Below are 21,081 nucleotides of genomic sequence, written 5' to 3' on the forward strand. Positions count from 1 at the left end.
TTTAGCCTTTTTACCGATGACCCCCGAAGAATTTGAAGAAACCTATACGCAAACCTTAGAAACGATCTTAAAAGCCTTTGCCAACAGCGCCGAAGTGAAACCCGAAAAGTTTTACAGCCTGGCCAGTGTCATCGAAAACCTGCGTTCCTGCAGCCCGGTGTTCTATAACGCCCTGAAGTCCTCGGAAGACATACCGCTTTAAGCGGTTGCAGATTCCGCAGCCTATACCTTGTATTGGCAAAAGATACTTAACGTATAAAAGCCCCGCAGCTTAGTTTCTGCGGGGTTTTTATACGTTTGGACTTCCTAAGTATTGCTTATGCTGGTTTATTGGGCTGAAGGCATTTGGCTCATATTCATAAAAAACACTTCCCAGATGTGCCAGTCCGGGCCGTTGAACGTGCGGCTATACATAAAGCCCAGGTCTTCGGTTAGCCATGCCGCGGTGGCGCCCGCCGCTAAAGCAGCATCCGTAAGAATCTTGTTATTATTGCACCTAACATGCTGGTGCAGCCGAAGCCCGAAGCATAGCAAGGGTTAAGGCTGAACTGTGTTGGGTGGCGTTATTCTTCTAACCAGCTGATAAATCGTTCAACTTTAGGTCCCGTAGTAATCATTTTGTTTTGTTCATAATCAAAGAAGGGTTCAAACTGCCAATCCTCGCTTCCTATAAAGCCCACTCTTGAATGAAATTCTAAAAAGCTCCACAAGCTGTCACCTAACACTTTCCCATGCATTTCATCCCCTTCATGGGAAAAATAAACAACTTCTGAGGAATTATATCCAACCACAATTAAATCACCATTTGGCACTTCCATCAAAGGAACTTTATTCCTCAAGATCTCAGCTTCCTGTTCAAGAGCAACCTTATCTGAATTACTTATGTCTAACCAATCTTTTTCCCAAAACACGTAATTTTCATTGTACTGCTCTATAAATCGGTCTAAGTTCCAATAGATTTCTCCTGAGAATATCCCCTTGAATTCTTCTGGCAGCTCTTCATCGAATTGATACCTAAACTCAAAGTTCCTTGAGCACTCCGTTAAGAGCTGTTTATAATCTTTGGGCAATTGAATTCCAATTTTTTCTTCTATTGCCTTTACTTCATCAACCGAAGCAGGTTCTCTGTAAATTAAGTCCTGATTAATATCCCAACCCCTCCTTATGATAATGCTTCTTATCCAATCTATTTGGTCGAGTACTTGCTGAAAAACTTTATTCTGATTCATTTTTATTTTCTAAATATCACCCAACTACCAGCAAACAGAAATACCTACTCCTACTAGCTGCGCCATGTAAGAAAGCCAGCGGTGTATTTCCGGCCTTATCAAATATAAAAATAAAACTATATGAATAAGGAATACTTTTATACTTACCTGCGCTCAAATTAGGAGTATTACTTCAGGCTGAAGGTCTATACTATGCACCCGGCGCAGGTATAAGCCGCAAGAGGTAAACCTATCTTGCCACCCAGCCGCCGTCTACTACCAGCGCGTGGCCTGTAGTGAACGACGAGGCATCGGAGCACAGCCAGAGGGCAGCTTCGGCAATCTCCTCGGGTGTTCCGCAGCGGCCGATGGGCTCGCTGCTAGCCATGGCCTCTTTGGTGGTATGGTTCTTTTCCACAAACCGGTCGATCATGGGCGTCTGAATCACGCCCGGGCACACGGCATTTACCCGCAGGCCAGAAGTAGCATATTCCAGCGCAGCCGTTTTGGTAAGCCCGATCACACCGTGCTTGGATGCTGTGTACGCCGCAATACCCGGAAAGCCGATCACGCCCGCTATGGACGAGCAGTTGACAATAGTCCCTTTGCCCTGGCCAAGCATGTGCGCAATCTCATACTTCATGCACAGCCACACGCCTTTCAGGTTTATCCCGATCACTTTGTCGAAGTTTTCCTCTGTTACCTCGTGCGTCGGGGCAGAGGCGCCCTCGATGCCGGCATTGTTAAAGGCATAATCCAGCCGGCCAAAAGTGCTCAGGGTTTGCGCTACCATGGCCTGCACCTGGCTGTTATCAGACACATCGCATTTTATAAAAAGCGCCTGCCCACCGGCCGCTTCTATGGCGCGCATGGTTTCGGGGGCTTCCATCCAATCTGCTACCGCCACCCGGGCTCCCCGCTGTGCAAACATAATAGCCGTAGCCTGGCCAATGCCGGAACTGGCTCCGGTAACAAGAGCTACTTTATCCTGAAACTGGTTTTCCATAGTATACATGTTTTAAAGTATGATGAGCGAGTTACTTCCCGGTTAGGTGCTTGCTGCCAACCGGCGGGTTATTTAAGAAGGCAGAAGCAAGGGTGCAGAAGATCAGAAAAGCGTTGCCCGGCGCAGCTTTCCTGTAAAATTATGCTATAAAAATTATTTGATAAGTTATATGTACGTAAACAGGTGTAGCAGGTATAAGCCTGCTCAGGATAATTGGCCATTGAAAAAAGTGGAAGTATAAGCGTTAGCAGCAAGTATACTGCTGCATGTTTTGCTGGCAGGTTATACCTGTTTTAGAAGGAGGAAAAGAGGATGCAAAAACCAAAGTTAAGCAATAAAGTCAGTCTTGCTGTAGCCGTTTTGGCGGGCTATGTGGCGGTGCTGGCCATCTGCCGCCGGCAGTATTTGCAATGGGGCGCCACAGATGCGGAGCAAACACAGCCGCTGCCCGGCGATGCGCTAATGGACCATGCAGCAGCGCATCACGCCATTACCATCCAGGCGCCAGTAGAGGCCGTGTGGCCCTGGCTGGTACAGATCGGGCAGGACCGGGCGGGCTTTTACAGCTATTCTTTTCTAGAAAACCTGGTGGCAGCCGCCGGCATCCACAATGCCAACCGGATCGTGCCCGAATGGCAGCACCTGCAAGCGGGCGACACGGTAAGGCTGGGCTCCAAAAAAGTGTACGGTGACAAAACGCTGGTACCGGTAGCGGCGCTGGAAGTAAACCACTACCTGGTGCTGCAGGGATGGGGCGCGTTTGTGCTGCAGCCGCTTGATGCGCATACCACCCGCTTTATTGTCCGCTCGCATGCGCCAAAAGAAGGTTTAACCAGGCGTATAGTCCGTTTTCTGCTGTTCGACCCCATTCATTTTGTGATGGAGCGCCGCATGCTGCTGGGCATCAAAGAAAGAGCCGAGCGTGCGTACCGGCAAGTAAAACAAGGGTTAGTAATTCGGCATGATCCACTTATTTAAACCGACCGGTTAATGCACAGCGAGCGCCAGATAACGCCAGGAAATAGCCTGTTATTAAAACTAAATACCCAAAAGCCTTGTAAAAAAGAGCAATGGCAGGTATAAAAATACCGCGTTTGCCCTTAAACTTCCAACAGGCCCGGCACTGCGCTGTTTCGGGTATATTATGCTGCACCCTCATCAGGGAATGGCACAGGGGCAACATAACGGAGTAGGAGCTAAGGGGCATCAGCGCCTGTTAACCTACACCGGAAAGTTAATCAGGAGTAAGCTGACTCCTTCAACGGATCTGATGGATAAAAAACAACACAAACACGGACAGCAGGAAAATGGCAAGCACGAGGGCGGCATGGGCATGCGGGGTATAACCCGCCCCATGGCCGAGAAAATGATGCGCGCGCATAACCAAGAAATGAAAAACGAGCAGCACGGCAATGGCATGATGATGACGGATGAAATGCGTCACCAGATGCTAAAAATGCACCACATGCAAACGCTCTGGGTATACTGGATGATCATGCTGCTGGGAGCCTGGGTGCTGCTGTCGCCGCTTACCTTTAGCTATGGCGTCGGTGTTGTGGAGCCTTCGGGCGGCCGCGAAGTATGGCTGTCGCTGGAGCAGCGCATCAGCTTTATGAAGTGGAGTGATATTATCAGCGGCGTGTTGCTGCTGTTCTTCGGGTGGCGGGGCCTTACCCCCAACCGCCCCGTCAGCCTCTGGATCTGCTGTTTTGTAGGCATTTGGCTCACCATGGCGCCCCTGCTGTTTTGGTCGCCCACAGCGGTGGCTTACCTGAACGATACCCTGGTAGGCGCACTTATAATTGCCCTAACCATTCTCATACCTGGTATGCCCAACATGATCATGTACATGAAAATGGGCCCCGAAACCCCGCCGGGCTGGAGCTATAATCCTTCCAGCTGGCCGCAGCGCTGGGTAATGATGGTGCTCGGTTTCCTGGGCTGGGTCGTGTCGCGCTACCTGGCAGCCTTTCAGCTGGGCTATATTGATATTTTGTGGGACCCGTTCTTCGGGGGGCAAAGTATGCAGGTGCTCAACTCCAGCATGTCGCATTCGCTGCCCGTTTCAGATGCCGGCCTGGGCGCCATTGCCTATACTTTCGAGTTTTTGATGGGCTGGATGGGCAGCCCCTCGCGCTGGCGCACCATGCCCTGGATGGTCGCCGTATTCGGTGTGCTGGTCATTCCGCTGGGCCTGGTGCACATCTTCCTCGTTATCAGCCAGCCGGTCATGGTCGGCGCCTGGTGCACTTTCTGCCTGCTGGCGGCGGCCATTATGCTGCCCATGATCCCGCTGGAAGTGGACGAGGTAGTTGCCATGATCCAGTTTATGAAAAAGAAGCTGAAGAAAGGGGAGGAGGGATTCTGGTCCCTTTTCTGGAAAGGCGGTACCATTGAGAGCGACGAGAAAGACCAAGCACCTGAGCTGATAACGTTTCCGCAGAAGCCCGGCCCCGTATACCGGTCTTCTATCTGGGGCATGAGCTTCCCCTGGACGCTGGTGGTATCGGCGCTGCTGGGCGTAGGGCTGGTAATGGCCCCCGGCTTTTTTAACGTCGGCATACAGGATACGGTGGCCGATGTGTTTCACCTGGCAGGATCGCTGATCGTGGTGCTTGCCGTGTTAAGTATGGGAGAGCCGCTGCGCATAGCGCGGTATGGGAATGTGCTGCTGGGGCTGGCCGTGGCCGTGGTGCCCTGGTTTTTACCGGATGTGCCCACTACGCTGCAACTGACCGGGGCAGTGGCAGGTCTGGCGGCAGCGGCGCTGGCTTTGCCCCTTGGTCCTGTTACGCAACGCTATGCCGGCTGGAATGACTACATCAAATAAGCCCTTGCAAACAGGCAGGCAGCCGGTGCTAACCGACGAGGAGATCAGGGATCAGGTACGGGAGGTGCTCTACAAAAACATGATCAACGGGCGGAAAGCAGGTTACGATTACCACTATACCAAACCATCGCCTGGTACTTATCCCTTCCAGTTCTTCTGGGACACCTGTTTTCACGTCTTCACGCTCACCGCACTGGGCGAAGCAGACATGGCCCGCAAGCACATCCAAAGCCTGTTTGCCATGCAGCGCCAGGACGGCTTTGTGGGGCATATGAGTTACTGGGAGCGCCTGTGGCCCGGCCGCTTCACCGACCTGCTGCAGTTGCAACCCCGCGATGTGCTGCGCCTCAACAAGCCCCACATGTCGGCCCTGGTGCAGCCGCCGCTTGCTGCCCAGGCAGTGCTGCGCATTTACCGGCAAAGCCAGGACATTGCCTTTGTGTGGCAAATGTTGCCCAAACTCAAAGCATACTACAAGTGGTTGGCCGTTAACAGGGATTTTGAGCAGGAAGGACTGCTGTCCATCATTTCGCCTTTTGAATCGGGCATGGACTGGAAAGCTTCTTATGACCCGGTGGTAGGCTATAACAGCGGCAAAGCCGGCCCGCTTCTGTTCTGGAAAGTGCTGCAGGTAGATGCGTACAATTTCCTGAAAAGGTATGATCTGCAGGCTATTTACAAGGGCAACAGGTTTATCGTAAAGGACGCCGCCTTCAACACCATTTATGCGCAGAACCTGGAGGTGATGGCTGCCCTGTGTCGCCTGGCCGGTGACAGTGAGGAACCCTACTTCCGGCAGCAGGCGGTGAAGACCGCACAGGCTGTTTTCAACTACATGTATGATGCCGATGATGCTGCCTTTTACGACCTTGCGGGGCATGATTTCCAGAAACTGAGGATCCGGACGGCGACCATCTTTTTCCCGGTTGTGTTAAAGAGCGTGCCCGATGACGTATGCCGGCAGGTGATGGAACGGCACTTGCTTGGGAAGGACGGCTTTCATGTCCCGTATCCCGTGCCGTCGCTGGCAGTGGATGAGCACGCTTTTGACCCGGACAGCTCCCTGTATATCTGGCGCGGCCCTACATGGGTGGTGTTCAACTGGTTTATGCAGCAGTTCCTGCTCAAAAAAGGCTATCACCAGGAAGCGCAGGCGCTGCTGCAGAGCGTCAAAGAGCTGGTGACCCAGAGTGGCTTCCGGGAGTATTACAACCCCTTTACAGGCGCAGGGTATGGCGCCCGGGATTTTACCTGGTCGGGGCTGGTGGTGGACATGCTTAACCGGCAGCAGGAGCCGGAGGAAGATATAAGCTGAATGCCTGAATAAATGAGGAAGCAAGTATAAACGGGCCTATCGAACCGTCCTATACTTTCTTTTCTCCTCCTGCTCCCGCGCCTTACGGAATAATTCGCTCCCTGTCAGATTACTTTGTGCTGCACGGTGCCGTCATTTTCCCAGAGGCAGAAGGTTTTGCCATTGGCTAAAGTATAAACTCGGGGTGTGTTGCCTTTGCCCAGCGTTGCGATGGTATTGGTGCTTAAATCTTTTAATTTGATCTGGCCTTCCTGCTGCCATACAATGCTGGTATGATCGCCGGTCTGTGTCAGGGCACAGCTTCTGCCGGTAGCCACCTGCTGCTCCGGCTGGTTTTGCTGGCAAAAGAATATCTCACCTTTGCGCTGCCAAACCGAACTTACCTGTCCTTTGTCGTTGATGGCAAGACCGCCGCCGTCCATAGGGCATCCTTCCAGTTTCCAGGTGCCCTGGCCAAATTTTTCAGGCGCCGTAAAGGTTTTACCCTTGTCAGTAGAAGAAGTATAATAAATATCGCGGGAGCCGTTGAGCCAGTTTCGGAACGAGATGGTCAGCTTGTTGTGGTTAAAGGTGATGTTGGGCTTGCAGCACTCGCACACAGATTCGTCAGGAGAAGTATACACGAGTTTATTGGCTGCCCAGGCAGTTTTGCCCCCATTGAGCGAGGAGAAGTATACTTTGTTCTTTTCGTTTCCCCGGATATCCAGCCACACGGCATAAAAGCGGTCGTTGTCGTCGGCGGTGAGCGCCATCAGTCCTTCGGGGGCCGAGTCGGCTGTGTCGTTTGCCTTGGCTACGGCGGTCCATTTCCCTGTGCTGTGGTTGAGCTGGTAGGAATAGATGTTGCCTGCCTTGTCCATGGCCGTGATGAGGCTGTAGTTTTTGGAGGAGGCGATCTGCGGCCCCCGCGCCATGCCCAACTGCATATCCGGAAGTATAGCCACCTGCTCCGGTGCCGAAAAGTGTTGCCCGTTATCAGTAGACGCCATCGTATAGATCACGTTTTCCTTCCCGAATGCCACCCGGATAGTGCCGTTGACTGCGATGGCAGCATTGGGCTGTTTGCCGTTCACCACGGCATCGGCAGCGGTTGCTACAGTGCTTAACAGGACTGTCCAGACAAGGAGCAGGCAGATTTTCAGGTTTTGTTTCATGAGGAGCAGGATCAGATCGTTACAAAGTATAAGATAACGAGTGTCAGTAAATTACAGGGCTAAAGGTAGAAATTTTATCGTCCGGGCAAAATATGCGGGCAGGATTTAGGGCATCATCAGCCCCGGAAAAAAGCGCAGGTATACTTCTGCGCTTACCGGAAGCTTTCCATACAAGGGGTGCAGTGCATCCGGCGGACCGAAAAGGCTGACCTGTGCGCCTGCCTGCATGTTTAGCCGGCCAAGCTGCGCCACCTGCCGGTTTGCTCCCACGGTTAGCGCATTAATGTTGAAGGTGGCATCGTGGCCGAAGAGTGGCTCCTGCAGCCCCAGTTCGGCGGCTGATTTCTGAACCCATTCATAGCGGCCGTATACGGCAAATTTATCGTTCTGCAGGGTAGATTCCAGTAGAATCGAATGCTCTTTATGATGTTGATCCACAAAGTTATAGCCCCAGTTTGCCGTAGTGGTAAGAAAACGGTTCTCGCCAGCCAGCCTGCTGCTATACAGCACCGAGGCGGTGGTCCGGTATACATCTTCTTCCGGCTCCAGGGGCTCCGGACTTTTTACATAGGCATGCGAGGCTTGCAGGCTCCAAGAGGCAGCCGGGTTGTAGGTCAGGCGTACAGCCCGGGAATCGAAGCGGGGTTTGTCGAAATCGTAACGGTCCTCATCCGGTTCACGGCCCGTAAAAGAGGAGCCTTCCAGCTTCAGGTTACGGTAGCGCACCCCAAGCGTGGCCACACCAAACGTTATATGGGTGGCGTCCTGCCAGTGGTGGCCCAGCGGCGAATCGGGGTTGTTGAGCGCAGAAGGCCGGTGCATGAAGGCGACGTTGCTCAATGCCGGCTCTCCGGGGTAGCCCAGGTACACAAACACATCAGCATCAGGGGAGAGCATCTGCGTATACGCCACCGAAAGTTCGCTGAACAGGTCATGCGGGTGCTGCCGGTCGATCAGCGGCACGCCCTCATAGGTTTCGCCCGTCTGGAAAAGCAGGGGGTAGCCGTTTCCGCCAACAGTGAGCGGGTCCAGCGAGAGCATGCTGCTAAAGTGGAACAAGCCCTTAGCGCCTACTTTGCGCTGGCCCATCAGCATAAACCAGTTCGGTGCGTCGAACTGACTGTCACCGCGGTGGCCACTTTCAAACACATCCTGGTTGGTGTAGCGCAGAAACAGGTTGTAGTGCAGCATAAACATCCAGTCGCGGCGGTGATACATGTTGCCATACATGGGTGAGGCATCGGGCAGCCAGCCGGTGCCGGAACCATTGCGGCTCATGGGCAGGCTGCGCGAAAAAGCATGCGACATGCCCATCTCCATACCTTCGTGTTGCATAGGCATGTCCTGGCCCATCATCTGGTGCTTCATGTGGCCGGTAGTATCCTGCGGCGCGGGTTGGTGATGCTGGTTAGTAGTGGTATCCTGGGGCGCCGGTTGGTGATGCTGGTGCTGGGCGGTGGCTGGCATCGCGGCCAGGGTGAGCAGGAATAGAAATAGGATAGTATTGTTATTTTTCAAAGTAGATGGCTTGTATGTATGATAGGTATAAAAGATAAACGAAGTATGTGATCAGCAAAGCAGCCTAGGGTTGCAAGCCAGGTTTTCTGAACTGCGTTATTGCGATAGGTAAGGCTGACTACTGGGGATGCTGTTTCTGCCAGTTTTGCAGTTCCTCAATGTCTTTTGTCTGCTGATCAATGGTTTTCTGGGCCATTTGCTTCATCTCCGTTGTTTTGCCCTGCTTAAGGAATTCCCGCGCCATTTCATTTCCTATCTGGTGATGCTGGATCATCATCTGAGCAAAGTTCTGATCAACGTTTTTATCGCTCATATTCTGCTCGTGCATCTGGCCCATCATCTTATTCATCGGGTGTAGCATGCGCATGGTTGTGGCTGTGTCGCCTGTGGTGGGTTTGTGTTTCTTTGTAAAATCCTGCAGCTTTTGTATGCCTGCCTTGTTGGCGGTTATGGTCTTTTGGGCAATACTTTTCAGGGTACTGTCTGTACCACTGGCTAGCTCCTTCTCGGCCATGTTAATTGCTCCCTGATGGTGCATGGCCATCATTTGGGCAAAATCATAATCAGGGTCCCCCGTCATTTTAGACCGCATGTTTTGCATTTCTTGCATGTTCTGGTGCATGTGGCCCATCATGCCGCCACCAGCCATGGCGGTATCCATCATCATAGCGCTGGTATCCTGCGTTGCTGCGGTTGTATCTGTAGTTTCCGCTTTCGTAATGGCAGTAGTTTCTTTAGTAGTTCGGGCACTTTCATTACAAGCCGTAAAAGCCAGTGTGAACAGGCCCAGAAGTAGTGCCAGTAAGTTTAGAACAGGTAATTTTTTCATAGTTTCTGAATCATGGTTGGCGTTATACCCTTTAAACGATAAAAACAATGGAATGGAAACAAACTACTGTTTTTATACTTGCCTGTTGCAGGTGCATAGCACAAAACCGGTTTATACTTGGTATACCCGCTTTGCACTGCTATTTCTGCTTGCTGACAAATAACGCGACGGGGTATAAAGCCAAAAGCCGGCCGGCATCCGAACCGCTGAGCGAGGTGCAGGAAGCCGGCCGGCTATAATAAAAGGTTGCGGAGTCGTGTCCGCAACCTGGTAAAAAATTAGTTCAGTTCTTCTTCTGTGCTGCCGCACTTCAGCATCTGATCGCCAAAGTATGGGTTGCGGATCTCTGACACCGTGCTGATCCAATAGCCGCCATCGTTGTTGTTGGCCATCGGGCAGTGCTGGTAGTATAGCTTCTGACCGGTTGCATCAAAAGCTTTTGTCAGTGCAAAGGTCGCTTCAGAAAGCAGTTCCAGTTCTGCACGTTGTGCGTCCACGGCAGTGGCGGCGGCTATTTTTGAGGCCGCCTGTTTTACTTCACCTAGTTTTTCTTCAGCAAACGCTTTTTGTTCACCATCCAACGCAGCAACGTCTACTTTTTCAGCAGCAGCTACAACGGCTTTGGCATCGGCCTGCGCTTTTGAAGCGTCAGAGGCTACCAGGTTATCTTTCAGTTTGAGGTAGCTGTCTACTACCGCTGTTATTTGTTCTTTCACAGGAGCGGCCGCCGATGTATAATCCGGCGCATCTACCACGGCTTTGCCAGGGGCAGCTTTGCTATCGTTGTGCGCCATGCCTTCGTGGCCTGCCATGTTCTCTGTTTCGGCAGTTGTTTCCTGTTTTGCTTCGGAGCAGGAGGTAAGTACAAAGGCTGCAAGGGCCGCAGCTACAAACGTTTTCTTCATCATGTTCTTCATGGTTGGTGTAAAGTATAAAATTAATAATTCATTTGATTAAATAGTACAACAAGTATGGCCAGCACCACTACCGCAATAACCAGGTAACGCAGCCATTTGCTTCCTTTCTTTTCCGGTTCTTCGTCGCCGGTTCTACAACACTCTTTCATAAAAAGTATAACAAAATGTTTCTGAATATGATTTAATCACCGCTCAGCTCCTGCTAAGGCAATGCCATCATGTCCTAAGAAAGATGCGCTTAAAAAGCACTATCCTTCTGAAAGAAACCAAGTAGAATGAGGGGGGCCCTTCCTGAATTCTAAGCTTACCCTACCTGCAACCAGTATCCTTACAGGATGACAAAAATTACTCCTTTTAAGGATGTATTTTCAGGTATAAATTCTTTCCCCGAAGTGGGTTCTTCTAAATAATGAATGTATACCTCAGTGCTGGTGGCCGGCCATCGGGTCAGCGCCTTTCTTGAGCACGAACTCGCTGTAGAGCAGGTATGCGCCCGATACCACCACTTTGTCGTTTTCCTTCAATCCCGAAAGTATGGCCACGTTGTCGGCGCTCTCTTCGCCAAGCGTCACCATCCGGGGTTTGAAGGTGTTTTTTCCTGCTTGCACCCATACGTGGCTGCCCCGCCCGTCGCGGATCACGGCATCGGTTGGCAGCGTTAACACCGAGCCGTTCGGGTCAGCAAGTATGACGTTGGCCTGCATGCCCGGCAGGTACTGCTCGCCGGGGTTTGGCAGTTCGGCACGAAGTACAACTACCTGGGTGCCGGCCCTGAACTCGGGACTGATAAAGGTCACTTTTGCCGTAACCGGTTCCTGTCCGCCGCCTTCTACGGCTACTTTTATCTCATCACCTGCCTTCACGTGGGCTACTTCCTGTGGGTATAGCTCGGCTTCGACCCAGATCTTGCCCAGCTTGCCCAGTCGGTAGAGCACGCCGCCTTCGGCTACATACTGGCCTTCGGCCGCAGCTACTTCCGTTACCACACCTCCGGCAGGTGCTACAAAGGTTATGCGTGGACTCAGCTGTTCGGTTTTGGCCAGGTTTCGGATCTGGCCTTCGGTCAGACCATACAGCAGCAGCTTCTTTTTAGCAGCCTCCAGGAACGAAGCGAAGCGCGGATTCTCTTTTCCCAGCTCCCGGTTTTGTGCCAGGGCCAGCAGGTACTCGCGCTGCAGGGTCAGGAGCTCTTCGGAGTAGAGCTCGTAGAGCGGCTGTCCTTTCTTTACCATTTGCCCGCTTTCTTTCAGGTATAATTTCTCGATGCGCCCGGCGGCCCGGCTGCTGATCACGTCGGTTTGTGTTTCGTCGAGCACCAATTTGCCCGTCAGGATAGTGTTGCTGCCTGCCGATCCGAGCTTGATACGTTTGGTGGTGATGTTGCCCAGTGCAATCTGGCTTTCGCTCAGCATCAGCTCCCCGTTCTCCTTCCCCGACTGCGTCACAAGCACCAGGTCCATGTTACAGATAGGGCAGGTGCCGGGCTTGTCCTGCACAATTTGCGGGTGCATGGGGCAAGTGTAGGTTGCCTTTTCACCGGCTGCGTGGGATTTTTCTTCCCCGGAGCAGGCCGCGGTAAGTATAGCTACCAGCAGGAAAAGTATGTTCAGGTATCGTTTCATATTAATTTTGAATGATTGAATGATTGAATAATTGAATAGTTATGGTCTTTCTCATTCAGTTATTCATAAGTCAGTAATTCATTTATTGATTTTGATAAAGCTTTCGCTGTCTACCAGGAACTGCGCGTTGGTGGCGATGGTGTCGGTTGGCTTCAGACCGGACGTGATCTGAATTTCATCTCCTGCACCGGCACCGATGGTAACGGCGACGGGTTCAAACACGCGGTTCACTTTCCGGAACGCCACCGATTTGGTGCCAATGTCCAGCACAGCTGCTTTGGGTACCCAAAGGGCAGCGTCTGTTTTGTGGGTTGCCCGGGCGCTGACCAGTTGCCCTACCATAGCCTGCTGCCCGCTGCCTGGCAGGTATACCCGCAATTTGGCAAAATTCTCCCCCTCGCTAAAAAAGGGCTGAACGAAATCGACCTTCGCTTCCAGCTTTTCGCCGGGTAGTTGCGGGAACGAGATTTCTACCGGGCTGCCTTTTGTCAGCGCGCCTGTCTGGCCTGTCGGCACGTTAAACTCCGCCCAGAGCTGCGTGGCGTTCACCACGCGCAGCAGGGGCTGACCCACCGTTACATACATGCCTTCGCGGAGTTGAATAGCCTGCCCGGCTGCAGCGGTTGGCGCAGCCGTTGCAGCAGGCGCCGCGCTGGCCCCGCCCATCCCATCCATGCCGCTACCGGAAGCCGGGGCCGCTGTTATACTTGCTGTAGCGGCAGGCGCCGTAGCGTTCAGATCGATCACGTAGCCGTCGTAAGGGCTGTAAAGGGCGAAGGTATAGCTCGCTTCGCCGCTGCGGAGCAGGCGGTTGATCTGCTCGCTGGTCGCGCCCAGGTACTGCAGTTTTTGCCTGGCTGCCTGTATCAGTTGCTTGTCCTCCGGGGCCGACTGCGTTAAGTATAAAAGCTCTTTTTGCGCTGTGATCAGGTCCGGGCTGTAGACTTCCATCAGCTTCTGGCCTTTGCGGATCGGCTGGAAATTATACTTGACAAACAGTTTTTCGATGCGCCCGCCCACGCGTGCCGGCACCGAGTACACCAGGCGCGGATCGTAAGTGACAATGCCGTCCAGCTGCACAGTGGCCTCCAGCTCTTTCAGCTGCGGGGTAGTGGTGGTGATGTTGGCCACCACGGTGCTGTTGGTTGATTTGAGCAGGAAGGCCAGGTCTTCGGTGATTTCCACGCCCTCGCCGTGCACGGCCTTGGGCACCAGGTCCATGCCGCAAATAGGGCAGGTGCCCGGCTTGTCCTGCACGATCTGCGGGTGCATGGGGCAGGTATATTCGGTAGCTCCTTCCGCGTGATTATGGTCTTCCCCTTTGCAGGCAGCCACCAGTAGAGCCAGTGCCAGGAAAAGTATGTTCAGGTATTTCATGTCTAATTTTGAATTTTGAATGACTGAATAATTGAATAAGAAACATGTGCTCCATTCAATTATTCAAAATTCAGTTATTCATAATTGTTATTAAGTCAGTTATTCATAATTTAATTACTTCTCTATCTCTTTCTCGTAGTTCACCGTCATCTGGTAGAGTTGCTGCAGGTTGCGCAGGTACTCCATCTGGGCCATGTTCAGGGCCTCCCAGGCGTCGATCACTTCGGGCAATTGGGCGTTGTTCTGCTCGTAGGCCAGCATGGTTACGTCGTAGTTCTTTTTCAGCGCCGGGATGATCTTGGAAGTATAATTCTCGGCATGGTGGTGCAGGCTGCGCAGTTCCAGGGCCATACTTTTGGCCATACCTTCGGCTTCGTTCAGCATGGCCTCGCGCTCGCGCTGCATCGCCTGTATCTCCAGGTTCATGGCTTTGGTGTTAGCCTTGTACATCTTCGAAGACCAGGGCACAATCGGGATCGAGATCATGCCCATGGCCGTGTACTGCTGAGGCATAGTGCCGTTGCGCGGCGCCATGTGGTCGAAGCGCAGTTTAAAGTTAGGCAGGCGCTCGAGTTTCTCCATTTGCACACCTAGCTGCATGGATTGTATCGTTTTGTCAAGCTGGCGGATGTCGCTGCGGGTGCCTGCCAGGAAAGTCGAATCTATTGCTTCGTGCTGGTGCACTGGCGCCATAACCACCACGGTGGTGTCGATCTTATACCTGGTGCCCTGCGGCAAATTCATCAGAATGTTGAGCTGCGTGTTCTGCTGTTCTATCTGCGCAGTCGTCATATCCTGCATGTTCTTTACTTCGTGTAGTCTGGCTTCGGCTTTGTAAATGCTGCCCAGTTTGCCCTGGCTATACGGGTAGCGGATGCGGGCCAGCTTGAGCATGAATTCCATGATACGCTCGTTGTCGTGGAGCACATCCAGCTGTTTCTCCAGCACCACCCAATTGTAATAGGCTGTTTTGGCTTTGGCGCGCAGCTCATTAAAGGTTACCTCCTTGTTAGCCTGCTCAATACCGGCTTTTGATTTCATGTACTTTTCCTTGGCGCGCAGTTTTGCAGGGTTCGGGATGTCCTGCTCGGCTGTAACCATAAAGGAGCCTTTATCGCCGCCATCCATCATTTCAGCGCCCGGGTACGGGGCCATGTACAGGCCGCCGCCCACCATAGGCGCCATCCAGCTTTTGGCCCCTTCGGCGTAAGCGTCCATGGCCTTGGCACGGGAGTCGTACTGCTGCAGCATGGGATTGCTGGTGCTGATGCGCTGCAGCACGCTGTCCAGGTTCAGGGTATGGGATTGCTGAGCTTGGGCCGGAACACCAGCCAGTAGGGAAAGGAGCAATATGGCTGTCATCGCAAAACATTTCCCAATCCCCTTCAAAGGGGGACTTTGTTCTGTATATTTCTTAGTGCTTAACATCGTAGATATCGAGTTTGCCGTGTTTTCTTAATTCATACTCTTTCATCATCTCAAACACCACCGGCGTAACCAGCAGGATGTGGATGGAGGAGGTAAATACGCCACCGATCAAAGGCAGCACGATGGGTAACATCACGTCGGTGCCCACGCCCGTTGCCCACAGCACCGGAATCAAACCGAACAGGGATACCGACACCGTCATGATCTTCGGGCGCAGGCGTTTCACTGCTCCCTTGAACACATAATCGCGGATGTCCTGCTTGGTAATCGTCTCGTTAGAATTCCCTTTGGTGTCGGCCAGCTCTTTCATCGCCTCGTTGAGGTACACCACCATCAGCATACCTGTTTCAATGGCCATTCCGAACAAGGCAATAAAGCCGACTGCTACCGCCACTGACAAATTCACGCCATAGAAATAGACGATGAACACGCCGCCGATGAGCGCAAACGGAATGGTGATCAGGCTGAAGAAGGCTTCCTTAATGGAATTAAAAGAGAAGTATAAAATGAAGAAGATGATGATCACCACCAGCGGAATAATGAGCTGGAGCGTCTGGGTGGCGCGCACCTGGTTTTCCCACTGGCCGCTCCACTCCAGGTAATAGCCGTTGGGCAGACCGGTTACTTCCTTGCTTATCTTTTCCATGGCCTCTTTCACGGTGCTGCCCAGGTCGCGGTCGCGCACATTGAAGAGCACCGCCCCGCGCAGCTGCGCATTTTCGGAGTTGATCATGGGCGGGCCATCGGTAAAGCGAATAGTGGCTACAGAAGAAAGCGGAATGGTGCCGGCCGCCGGCGTCTGGATCGGTATCCGCTGAATCCGCTCCACGCTGTTACGGTACTCCTGGGCCAAACGCACGTTAATAGAAAAACGCTGGCGCCCTTCGATGGTGTTGCCGATCGGGGTGCCACCCAGGGCAGATTCTACGATCAGGTTCACGGCATCCACCGTCATGCCATAGCGGCTCAGCGCGTCGCGGTTGATATCGATCTCGAGGTACTTGCCGCCCGTTATCGGCTCTACGTAAAGGTCGTTCACACCCTGCACATCGCGCAGCGCACCGCGTACCCTCTCCGAAACCGACGCAATGGAGTCCAGGTTCTGGCCGTATACTTTCACGCCCACGTCGGTGCGGATACCGGTAGCCAGCATGTTGATGCGGTTGATGATGGGTTGGGTCCAGCCATTGACCACGCCCGGAATCTGCAGCTTGGTGTCGAGCTCGCGGATGATGTCCTGCTTGGTCAGGCCTTCGCGCCACTCCGACTGCGGCTTGAGCATGATGATGGTCTCGATCATACTAATAGGAGAGTTGTCGGTGGCGGTGCTGGCGCGGCCGGCTTTGCCCAATACGCTTTCCACCTCCGGCACCGATTTGATGATCTTGTCCTGCACCTGCAAAATGCGCTTGGCTTCGGCGTTGGAAATGTCCGGCAGGGTGACCGGCATGAACAGGATGGAGCCTTCGTCGAGCGGCGGCATAAACTCGGTGCCGAGGCTAAAGAGCATGGGGATGGCTACCAGCAAGGCAAGTATGTTCACGCCAATGGTGGTTTTGCGCCAGTTCAGACACCATCGTAGCAGGGGCCCGTACAAGCGCTCCAGCACCCGGTTGAGCGGGTTGGCGCTTTCCTCTTTGAACTTCCCTTTCAGGAAAAAGGAAATGAGCACCGGGGTGAGCGTGATGGCCACGATGGCATCAACTATAAGTATAAACGTCTTTGTCCAGGCCAGCGGACCAAACAACTTGCCCTCCTGGCCTGTGAGCAGGAATACCGGCAGGAAAGAGGTGATCACGATCACGGTACTCCAGAACACGCTTGGCCCCACCTGCTTGGCAGCCTTTTCGATGATCCGGATTCTATCTTCTTTTGATAATTTCATACTTCAATTTTGAATAATTGAATATTGAATAACTGAATGATTATTTCGTGTTCTTGCGGGCTTTCGCCATGACATAAAGTACTTCAGTTATTTCTTTCTTTAAGGTTGCAACACTTGCCATCGTGGCTGTTTCTGATTCTTCCAGAAGCTCCAGCCAGAAGAGTGTCTCATCGGCTTCCTCAATCACGATGCTGATCTTGGAATGGAATTCTGCTGCAGACCGGGCACGACAGGCGGCTCTGTAATTAGCTGCGACGGATGTTGCTGAACGGAGCAGTTGCCGTTTCATAATGGTTGCTTCTTCGGTTTTAGGCAGCGATTTTGAAAAATGAATGACATCTATAGCCAGGCGCTTGGTGCGCTTCTGAAACTGATCTATAAATTCTTTTCTATCTGAGTTCATCTTATTCAGTTATTCAAAAGTCAGTCATTCAAAATTCTACTCTTCTTCCATCCATTCTTTGCCCTTCTGCGCATCGGCTAAATGCCGGTAGGCATTCTCGACCATCACGATGGCGTCGTCCACGATCACGCCGATGGAGAGGGCTATGCCGGTCAGCGACATGATGTTGGAAGAGATACCGAACGCGTTAAGAAGTATGAACCCGATGGCAACTGAAAGCGGCAGCTGGATGAGGATGACCAGGGCACTGCGCCAGTGGAAGAGGAAGAGAAACACGATCACGGAAGCCACCAGCATTTCCTCGATCAGCGTTGCTTTGATGGAGTCCACTGATTCGTTTATCAAACCGCTGCGGTCATAGACGATGTTGAACTTCACGCCCTTCGGAAGGCCTTTGGCTACTTCTTCCATCTTCACTTTCACGTTGTCGATCACCTCGTCGGCGTTCTCACCGTAGCGCATTACCACAATGCCGCCCACCGCTTCGCCTTCGCCGTTCAGGTCGAATATGCCCAGGCGGCTTTCGCCCGTCATCTGCACCGAGGCCACGTCGCGCACCCGCACCGGTATGGAATTGTTGGTAGCGATGGCAATGTTCTGAATCTCCTCAGCCGACTGCAGGTAACCAGTGGTTTTGATGATGTAGCCGATGTCGGAAAGTTCGAATTTGCGGCCGCCTGCCTCGTTGTTATTCGCCCGGATGGACTGGATAACCTGCGGTACGGAGAGCTTGTAATAGGTGAGCTTGTTGGGATCGAGCGTGATCTGGTATTGCTTCTGGAAACCGCCAAACGAGGCCACTTCGCTTACGCCTTTCACGTTCTGCAAACCGAATTTTACATACCAGTCCTGAATGGCGCGCTGCTCGCCCAGGTCCATGCCGGGCGCATCCAGGGTATACCACAGGATGTGTCCCACGCCCGTACCGTCGGGCCCAAGGGTAGGCGCCACGCCTTCGGGCAGCATGTTGCCTACCGAGCTCAGGCGCTCCAGCACCCGCTCACGGGCCCAGTACACATCGGTTTCGTCTTCAAAAATGACATAGATAAAGCTCATGCCAAACATGGAGCTGCCGCGCACATACTTCACCTCGGGCAGGCCCTGCAGGTTGGTCACCAGCGGGTAAGTGATCTGGTCTTCGATGATCTGCGGGCTGCGGCCCATCCATTCGGTAAAAACGATCACCTGGTTTTCAGACAGGTCGGGGATAGCATCCACCTTGTTTGTCTGTACCGAATACAAGCCCCAGCCGAAGAGCACTGCCGAAATGAGCAGCACTACCATGCGGTTACGGAGCGAAAAGGAAATTAATTTCGCAATCATGTACCTATAAAATTAACCTTAACAGGAAAAGGAGAAACTGCCACAAGCGCAGCAAGAAGGAAGCGATGCCCAAGTATAATGTATGGCCGGATCAGCCCGGGTCTTTAGAAAAAGACACAGCTACGCCAGCCAATGCAGGGCATCAGCAACGGTAAGGTTATAGCAGGAAGGATTGCACCAGCACCGGGATGTCCCGGGCAAGGGGAGGGGAAGCGTAAAGTGCGTAGGTTGGTTTTAGCGCTGCTTCAGGCGCAAATAACTGAAGTATAACTGCCTGGAAAGCGGCGACAAACTTCAGGTCCAGAATTTTGTGGAGGTTGATCTTGGTGTCGGTGCCGGCATCCAGGCGCTGCACCACAAAGGTGTGGTTCTGGCAGCAGCTATCGGCTTTTACCGTTTGCTTTGGAGGCTGATGACAGGCAGGCAGCGTTTGCTGCTTTTTCTCCATGGGGCAACTTTCGGCTTTACCAAAGAAGCTGAAGTCCTGTATTTTTCCGCCGCAAAAGTGCATCCCAACCGACAGGCCCGTCGAGGAGACGAGCAGCAGCAGGGCCAGGGTAAGCAACACGATTTGACGGAATAGCTTCATAGCAGCGGTTGCTGTAAAGGGCAGCAACAAAACAAAAGTACGGAACAAACGGCACTATTGCTTATACTTTTATTTGTTTGTGTTACATAATCTTTCTCAACGCAACCGGTTTGTCCCTTTTCCAGGCAGCTACTAGCGTTCTAAACAGTGTTTGCTAAGTAAATATAATTGGCCTGAAGGATGTGCATAACAGGCAGTGAGTGACTTTTTATAAGAGACACGCAGCTACTTGCTCTGCGGCCAGTCGTCGGTGCGGAACGCAGAAGCCGGCAACCCGGATTTGTTTGTCAGCTCAGGCAGGGCCGTGTTGCGCCAGCCATACCGCACCGCCACCGGGCGTTTCACGCCTTTTGCCTGCACCACCACGGTATTGCCCGTAATTTTAGCTTCAGCTTTTACAAACTGCATGTCGGGGCCGGCCACTTCAAAGTCCTGCAGCGCTTTGCCCTTCGCTTTCAATCCATCGGCATAATCGAAGTATAGCTGCACCTTGGCGCCTTCTACTTTCATGCTGCGGTACAGCGGCCCCGACACAGGCACGTCCTTGCGGCCATAGGTTTTGCTCAGGGCCCAGTTGGCCAGGCGCTTGCCCACGTCGTGCTTGTTGGTAGGGTGTATGTTCTGGATGTTGCCGATGTCGCTGATCACGGCCATCCCTGTGTTGGGCACCGCCATAGCCCGGCGCTGCGCATCCCGGAGCGCCACGCCCGCATCGGCATCATAGGTATAAGGCGCGATCTGCACATAGTAGAACGGAAAGTCATAGCCCCAGGCACCTCGCCAGTTTTGGATTAGCGCCGGCAGTAGCCGCACATAATTGGCTGGGTCTACTGTGTTCGTTTCGCCCTGGTACCAGAGCGCTCCGGCAAGGCGAAAGGGAATGAGCGGCGCGATCATGGCGTTATAGGCTTTGCCGGGGTCTTTCGGCCCCCATTCTTCCTGCGGCAGTCTGGCAGCCGAGGCAGCCAGCAGCGGGTTTTCCGAAATTGTTTCGTTGCTCACCCAGATCTCGGCCGGCGTGCCACCCCAGCTGCTGTTGATCAAACCCACGGGCACATTCAGCTGCCGGTGCAGTTCCTTTCCGAAGAAGTAGCCCACGGCACTGAAATCCGGCATTGTTTCGGGTGTGCATACTACCCAGTGGCCGTTCAGGTCCAACTGCGGGGCATCAGCCGTGCGGTGGCTCACGCTGAAGAACCGGATGGAAGGATAATCGGCTTTCGGGATTTCCTGCGCGGCGCTATCAATGCCGACTCTGGCAGACCACTCCATGTTCGACTGCCCGGAGCAAAGCCATACTTCGCCCAGCAGCACATCTTCTATCCGGATGGTGTTATAGCCTTTTACAGTGATGGTGTAAGGACCGCCTACCGCGGGTGTTTGCAACGTTAATGCCCACTGCGCCTGGTTGCTTGCTTTTGTTTTAAGCGATTGATTATCCCAACTCGGGGTTACGGTTACTTCTTCGCCGGGCTTTGCCCAGCCCCATATTTTTACGTCGGCCTTTTGCTGTAGCACCATGTGGTCCCCAAAAATGGCGGGCAGCGTAACGGCCTGAACAGAAGGTATGCTGCAGAGCAGCAGGGCAAAAGTTAAAAGCAGGAAAGGAGATAGATTACGTTTCATATTTCAGGATATCAGAAAGCAGCAGCGGTAGGCCAGGTGACCAGCCGCCTG

General features: G+C 52.9%; 19 protein-coding genes. 4 read left to right on the top strand and 15 right to left on the bottom strand.

The window, feature by feature from the left end; genetic code table 11:
• Positions 1-16: 16 nt before the first annotated feature.
• On the top strand, positions 17-202 hold the full coding sequence (locus LWL52_RS02065; RefSeq protein ID WP_242916465.1) for a hypothetical protein: 186 nt from the start codon (positions 17-19) through the stop codon (positions 200-202).
• Positions 203-563: 361 nt separating this feature from the next.
• Here LWL52_RS02065 and LWL52_RS02070 read toward each other — a convergent pair whose 3' ends face one another.
• Positions 564-1,229 carry an SMI1/KNR4 family protein gene (locus LWL52_RS02070; RefSeq protein ID WP_242916466.1) on the bottom strand — a complete coding sequence of 222 codons (666 nt, stop codon included), beginning with the start codon at positions 1,227-1,229 and terminating at the stop codon, positions 564-566.
• A 229-nt stretch (positions 1,230-1,458) separates the two neighbouring features.
• A complete protein-coding gene (locus tag LWL52_RS02075; protein ID WP_242916467.1) occupies positions 1,459-2,214 on the bottom strand; it encodes an SDR family oxidoreductase in 756 nt (251 codons plus the stop codon).
• A gap of 312 nt (positions 2,215-2,526) precedes the next feature.
• Here LWL52_RS02075 and LWL52_RS02080 point away from each other — a divergent pair, with 312 nt between their 5' ends.
• The 3 genes from LWL52_RS02080 (at position 2,527) to LWL52_RS02090 (ending at position 6,359) form a co-directional block, all read left to right on the top strand.
• The gene (locus tag LWL52_RS02080; protein WP_242916468.1) at positions 2,527-3,192 is read left to right on the top strand and encodes a hypothetical protein; all 666 of its coding nucleotides are present in this window, start codon (positions 2,527-2,529) and stop codon (positions 3,190-3,192) included.
• A gap of 292 nt (positions 3,193-3,484) precedes the next feature.
• Positions 3,485-5,044: a vitamin K epoxide reductase family protein gene (locus tag LWL52_RS02085; protein ID WP_242916469.1), complete on the top strand. Its 1,560-nt coding sequence runs from the start codon at positions 3,485-3,487 to the stop codon at positions 5,042-5,044.
• Positions 5,028-6,359 carry an amylo-alpha-1,6-glucosidase gene (locus LWL52_RS02090; protein ID WP_242916470.1) on the top strand — a complete coding sequence of 444 codons (1,332 nt, stop codon included), beginning with the start codon at positions 5,028-5,030 and terminating at the stop codon, positions 6,357-6,359. The genes LWL52_RS02085 and LWL52_RS02090 overlap by 17 nt, the downstream gene beginning before the upstream one ends.
• A gap of 104 nt (positions 6,360-6,463) precedes the next feature.
• Here LWL52_RS02090 and LWL52_RS02095 read toward each other — a convergent pair whose 3' ends face one another.
• The 13 genes from LWL52_RS02095 to LWL52_RS02150 all read right to left on the bottom strand — a co-directional run bounded on the left by LWL52_RS02095 (position 6,464) and on the right by LWL52_RS02150 (position 21,030).
• The gene (locus LWL52_RS02095; RefSeq protein WP_242916471.1) at positions 6,464-7,513 is read right to left on the bottom strand and encodes a sialidase family protein; all 1,050 of its coding nucleotides are present in this window, start codon (positions 7,511-7,513) and stop codon (positions 6,464-6,466) included.
• Between the two features lie 105 nt (positions 7,514-7,618).
• On the bottom strand, positions 7,619-9,031 hold the full coding sequence (locus tag LWL52_RS02100) for a TonB-dependent receptor (protein ID WP_242916472.1): 1,413 nt from the start codon (positions 9,029-9,031) through the stop codon (positions 7,619-7,621).
• A 118-nt stretch (positions 9,032-9,149) separates the two neighbouring features.
• The gene (locus tag LWL52_RS02105) at positions 9,150-9,860 is read right to left on the bottom strand and encodes a DUF305 domain-containing protein (protein WP_242916473.1); all 711 of its coding nucleotides are present in this window, start codon (positions 9,858-9,860) and stop codon (positions 9,150-9,152) included.
• A gap of 278 nt (positions 9,861-10,138) precedes the next feature.
• Positions 10,139-10,768, bottom strand: a complete 630-nt coding sequence (locus LWL52_RS02110) for a DUF3347 domain-containing protein (protein WP_242916474.1) — start codon at positions 10,766-10,768, stop codon at positions 10,139-10,141.
• 29 nt (positions 10,769-10,797) lie between these two features.
• Complete coding sequence (locus LWL52_RS20485; RefSeq protein ID WP_255748255.1) at positions 10,798-10,926, bottom strand: hypothetical protein; 129 nt, start codon at positions 10,924-10,926, stop codon at positions 10,798-10,800.
• 273 nt (positions 10,927-11,199) lie between these two features.
• On the bottom strand, positions 11,200-12,399 hold the full coding sequence (locus tag LWL52_RS02115; RefSeq protein ID WP_242916475.1) for an efflux RND transporter periplasmic adaptor subunit: 1,200 nt from the start codon (positions 12,397-12,399) through the stop codon (positions 11,200-11,202).
• Positions 12,400-12,477: 78 nt separating this feature from the next.
• Positions 12,478-13,776, bottom strand: coding sequence for a heavy metal-binding domain-containing protein (locus LWL52_RS02120; RefSeq protein WP_242916476.1), 1,299 nt, complete (start codon positions 13,774-13,776; stop codon positions 12,478-12,480).
• A 114-nt stretch (positions 13,777-13,890) separates the two neighbouring features.
• Entirely contained in the window at positions 13,891-15,138 is a 1,248-nt protein-coding gene (locus LWL52_RS02125) for a TolC family protein (protein ID WP_242916477.1), read from the bottom strand.
• A 52-nt stretch (positions 15,139-15,190) separates the two neighbouring features.
• A complete protein-coding gene (locus LWL52_RS02130) occupies positions 15,191-17,089 on the bottom strand; it encodes an efflux RND transporter permease subunit (protein ID WP_242916478.1) in 1,899 nt (632 codons plus the stop codon).
• A 40-nt stretch (positions 17,090-17,129) separates the two neighbouring features.
• On the bottom strand, positions 17,130-17,492 hold the full coding sequence (locus tag LWL52_RS02135; RefSeq protein ID WP_242916479.1) for a four helix bundle protein: 363 nt from the start codon (positions 17,490-17,492) through the stop codon (positions 17,130-17,132).
• Between the two features lie 36 nt (positions 17,493-17,528).
• Positions 17,529-18,815 (bottom strand): efflux RND transporter permease subunit, encoded by a 1,287-nt coding sequence (locus tag LWL52_RS02140; RefSeq protein WP_242916480.1) that lies wholly within the window; start codon positions 18,813-18,815, stop codon positions 17,529-17,531.
• Positions 18,816-18,972: 157 nt separating this feature from the next.
• Positions 18,973-19,404, bottom strand: coding sequence for an HYC_CC_PP family protein (locus LWL52_RS02145; protein WP_242916481.1), 432 nt, complete (start codon positions 19,402-19,404; stop codon positions 18,973-18,975).
• A gap of 225 nt (positions 19,405-19,629) precedes the next feature.
• Positions 19,630-21,030 (bottom strand): sialate O-acetylesterase, encoded by a 1,401-nt coding sequence (locus LWL52_RS02150; protein ID WP_242916482.1) that lies wholly within the window; start codon positions 21,028-21,030, stop codon positions 19,630-19,632.
• Positions 21,031-21,081 lie beyond the last annotated feature (51 nt).

It is taken from the genome of Pontibacter liquoris (assembly GCF_022758235.1).
In the GTDB taxonomy this organism is placed as follows: Bacteria; Bacteroidota; Bacteroidia; order Cytophagales; family Hymenobacteraceae; genus Pontibacter; species Pontibacter liquoris.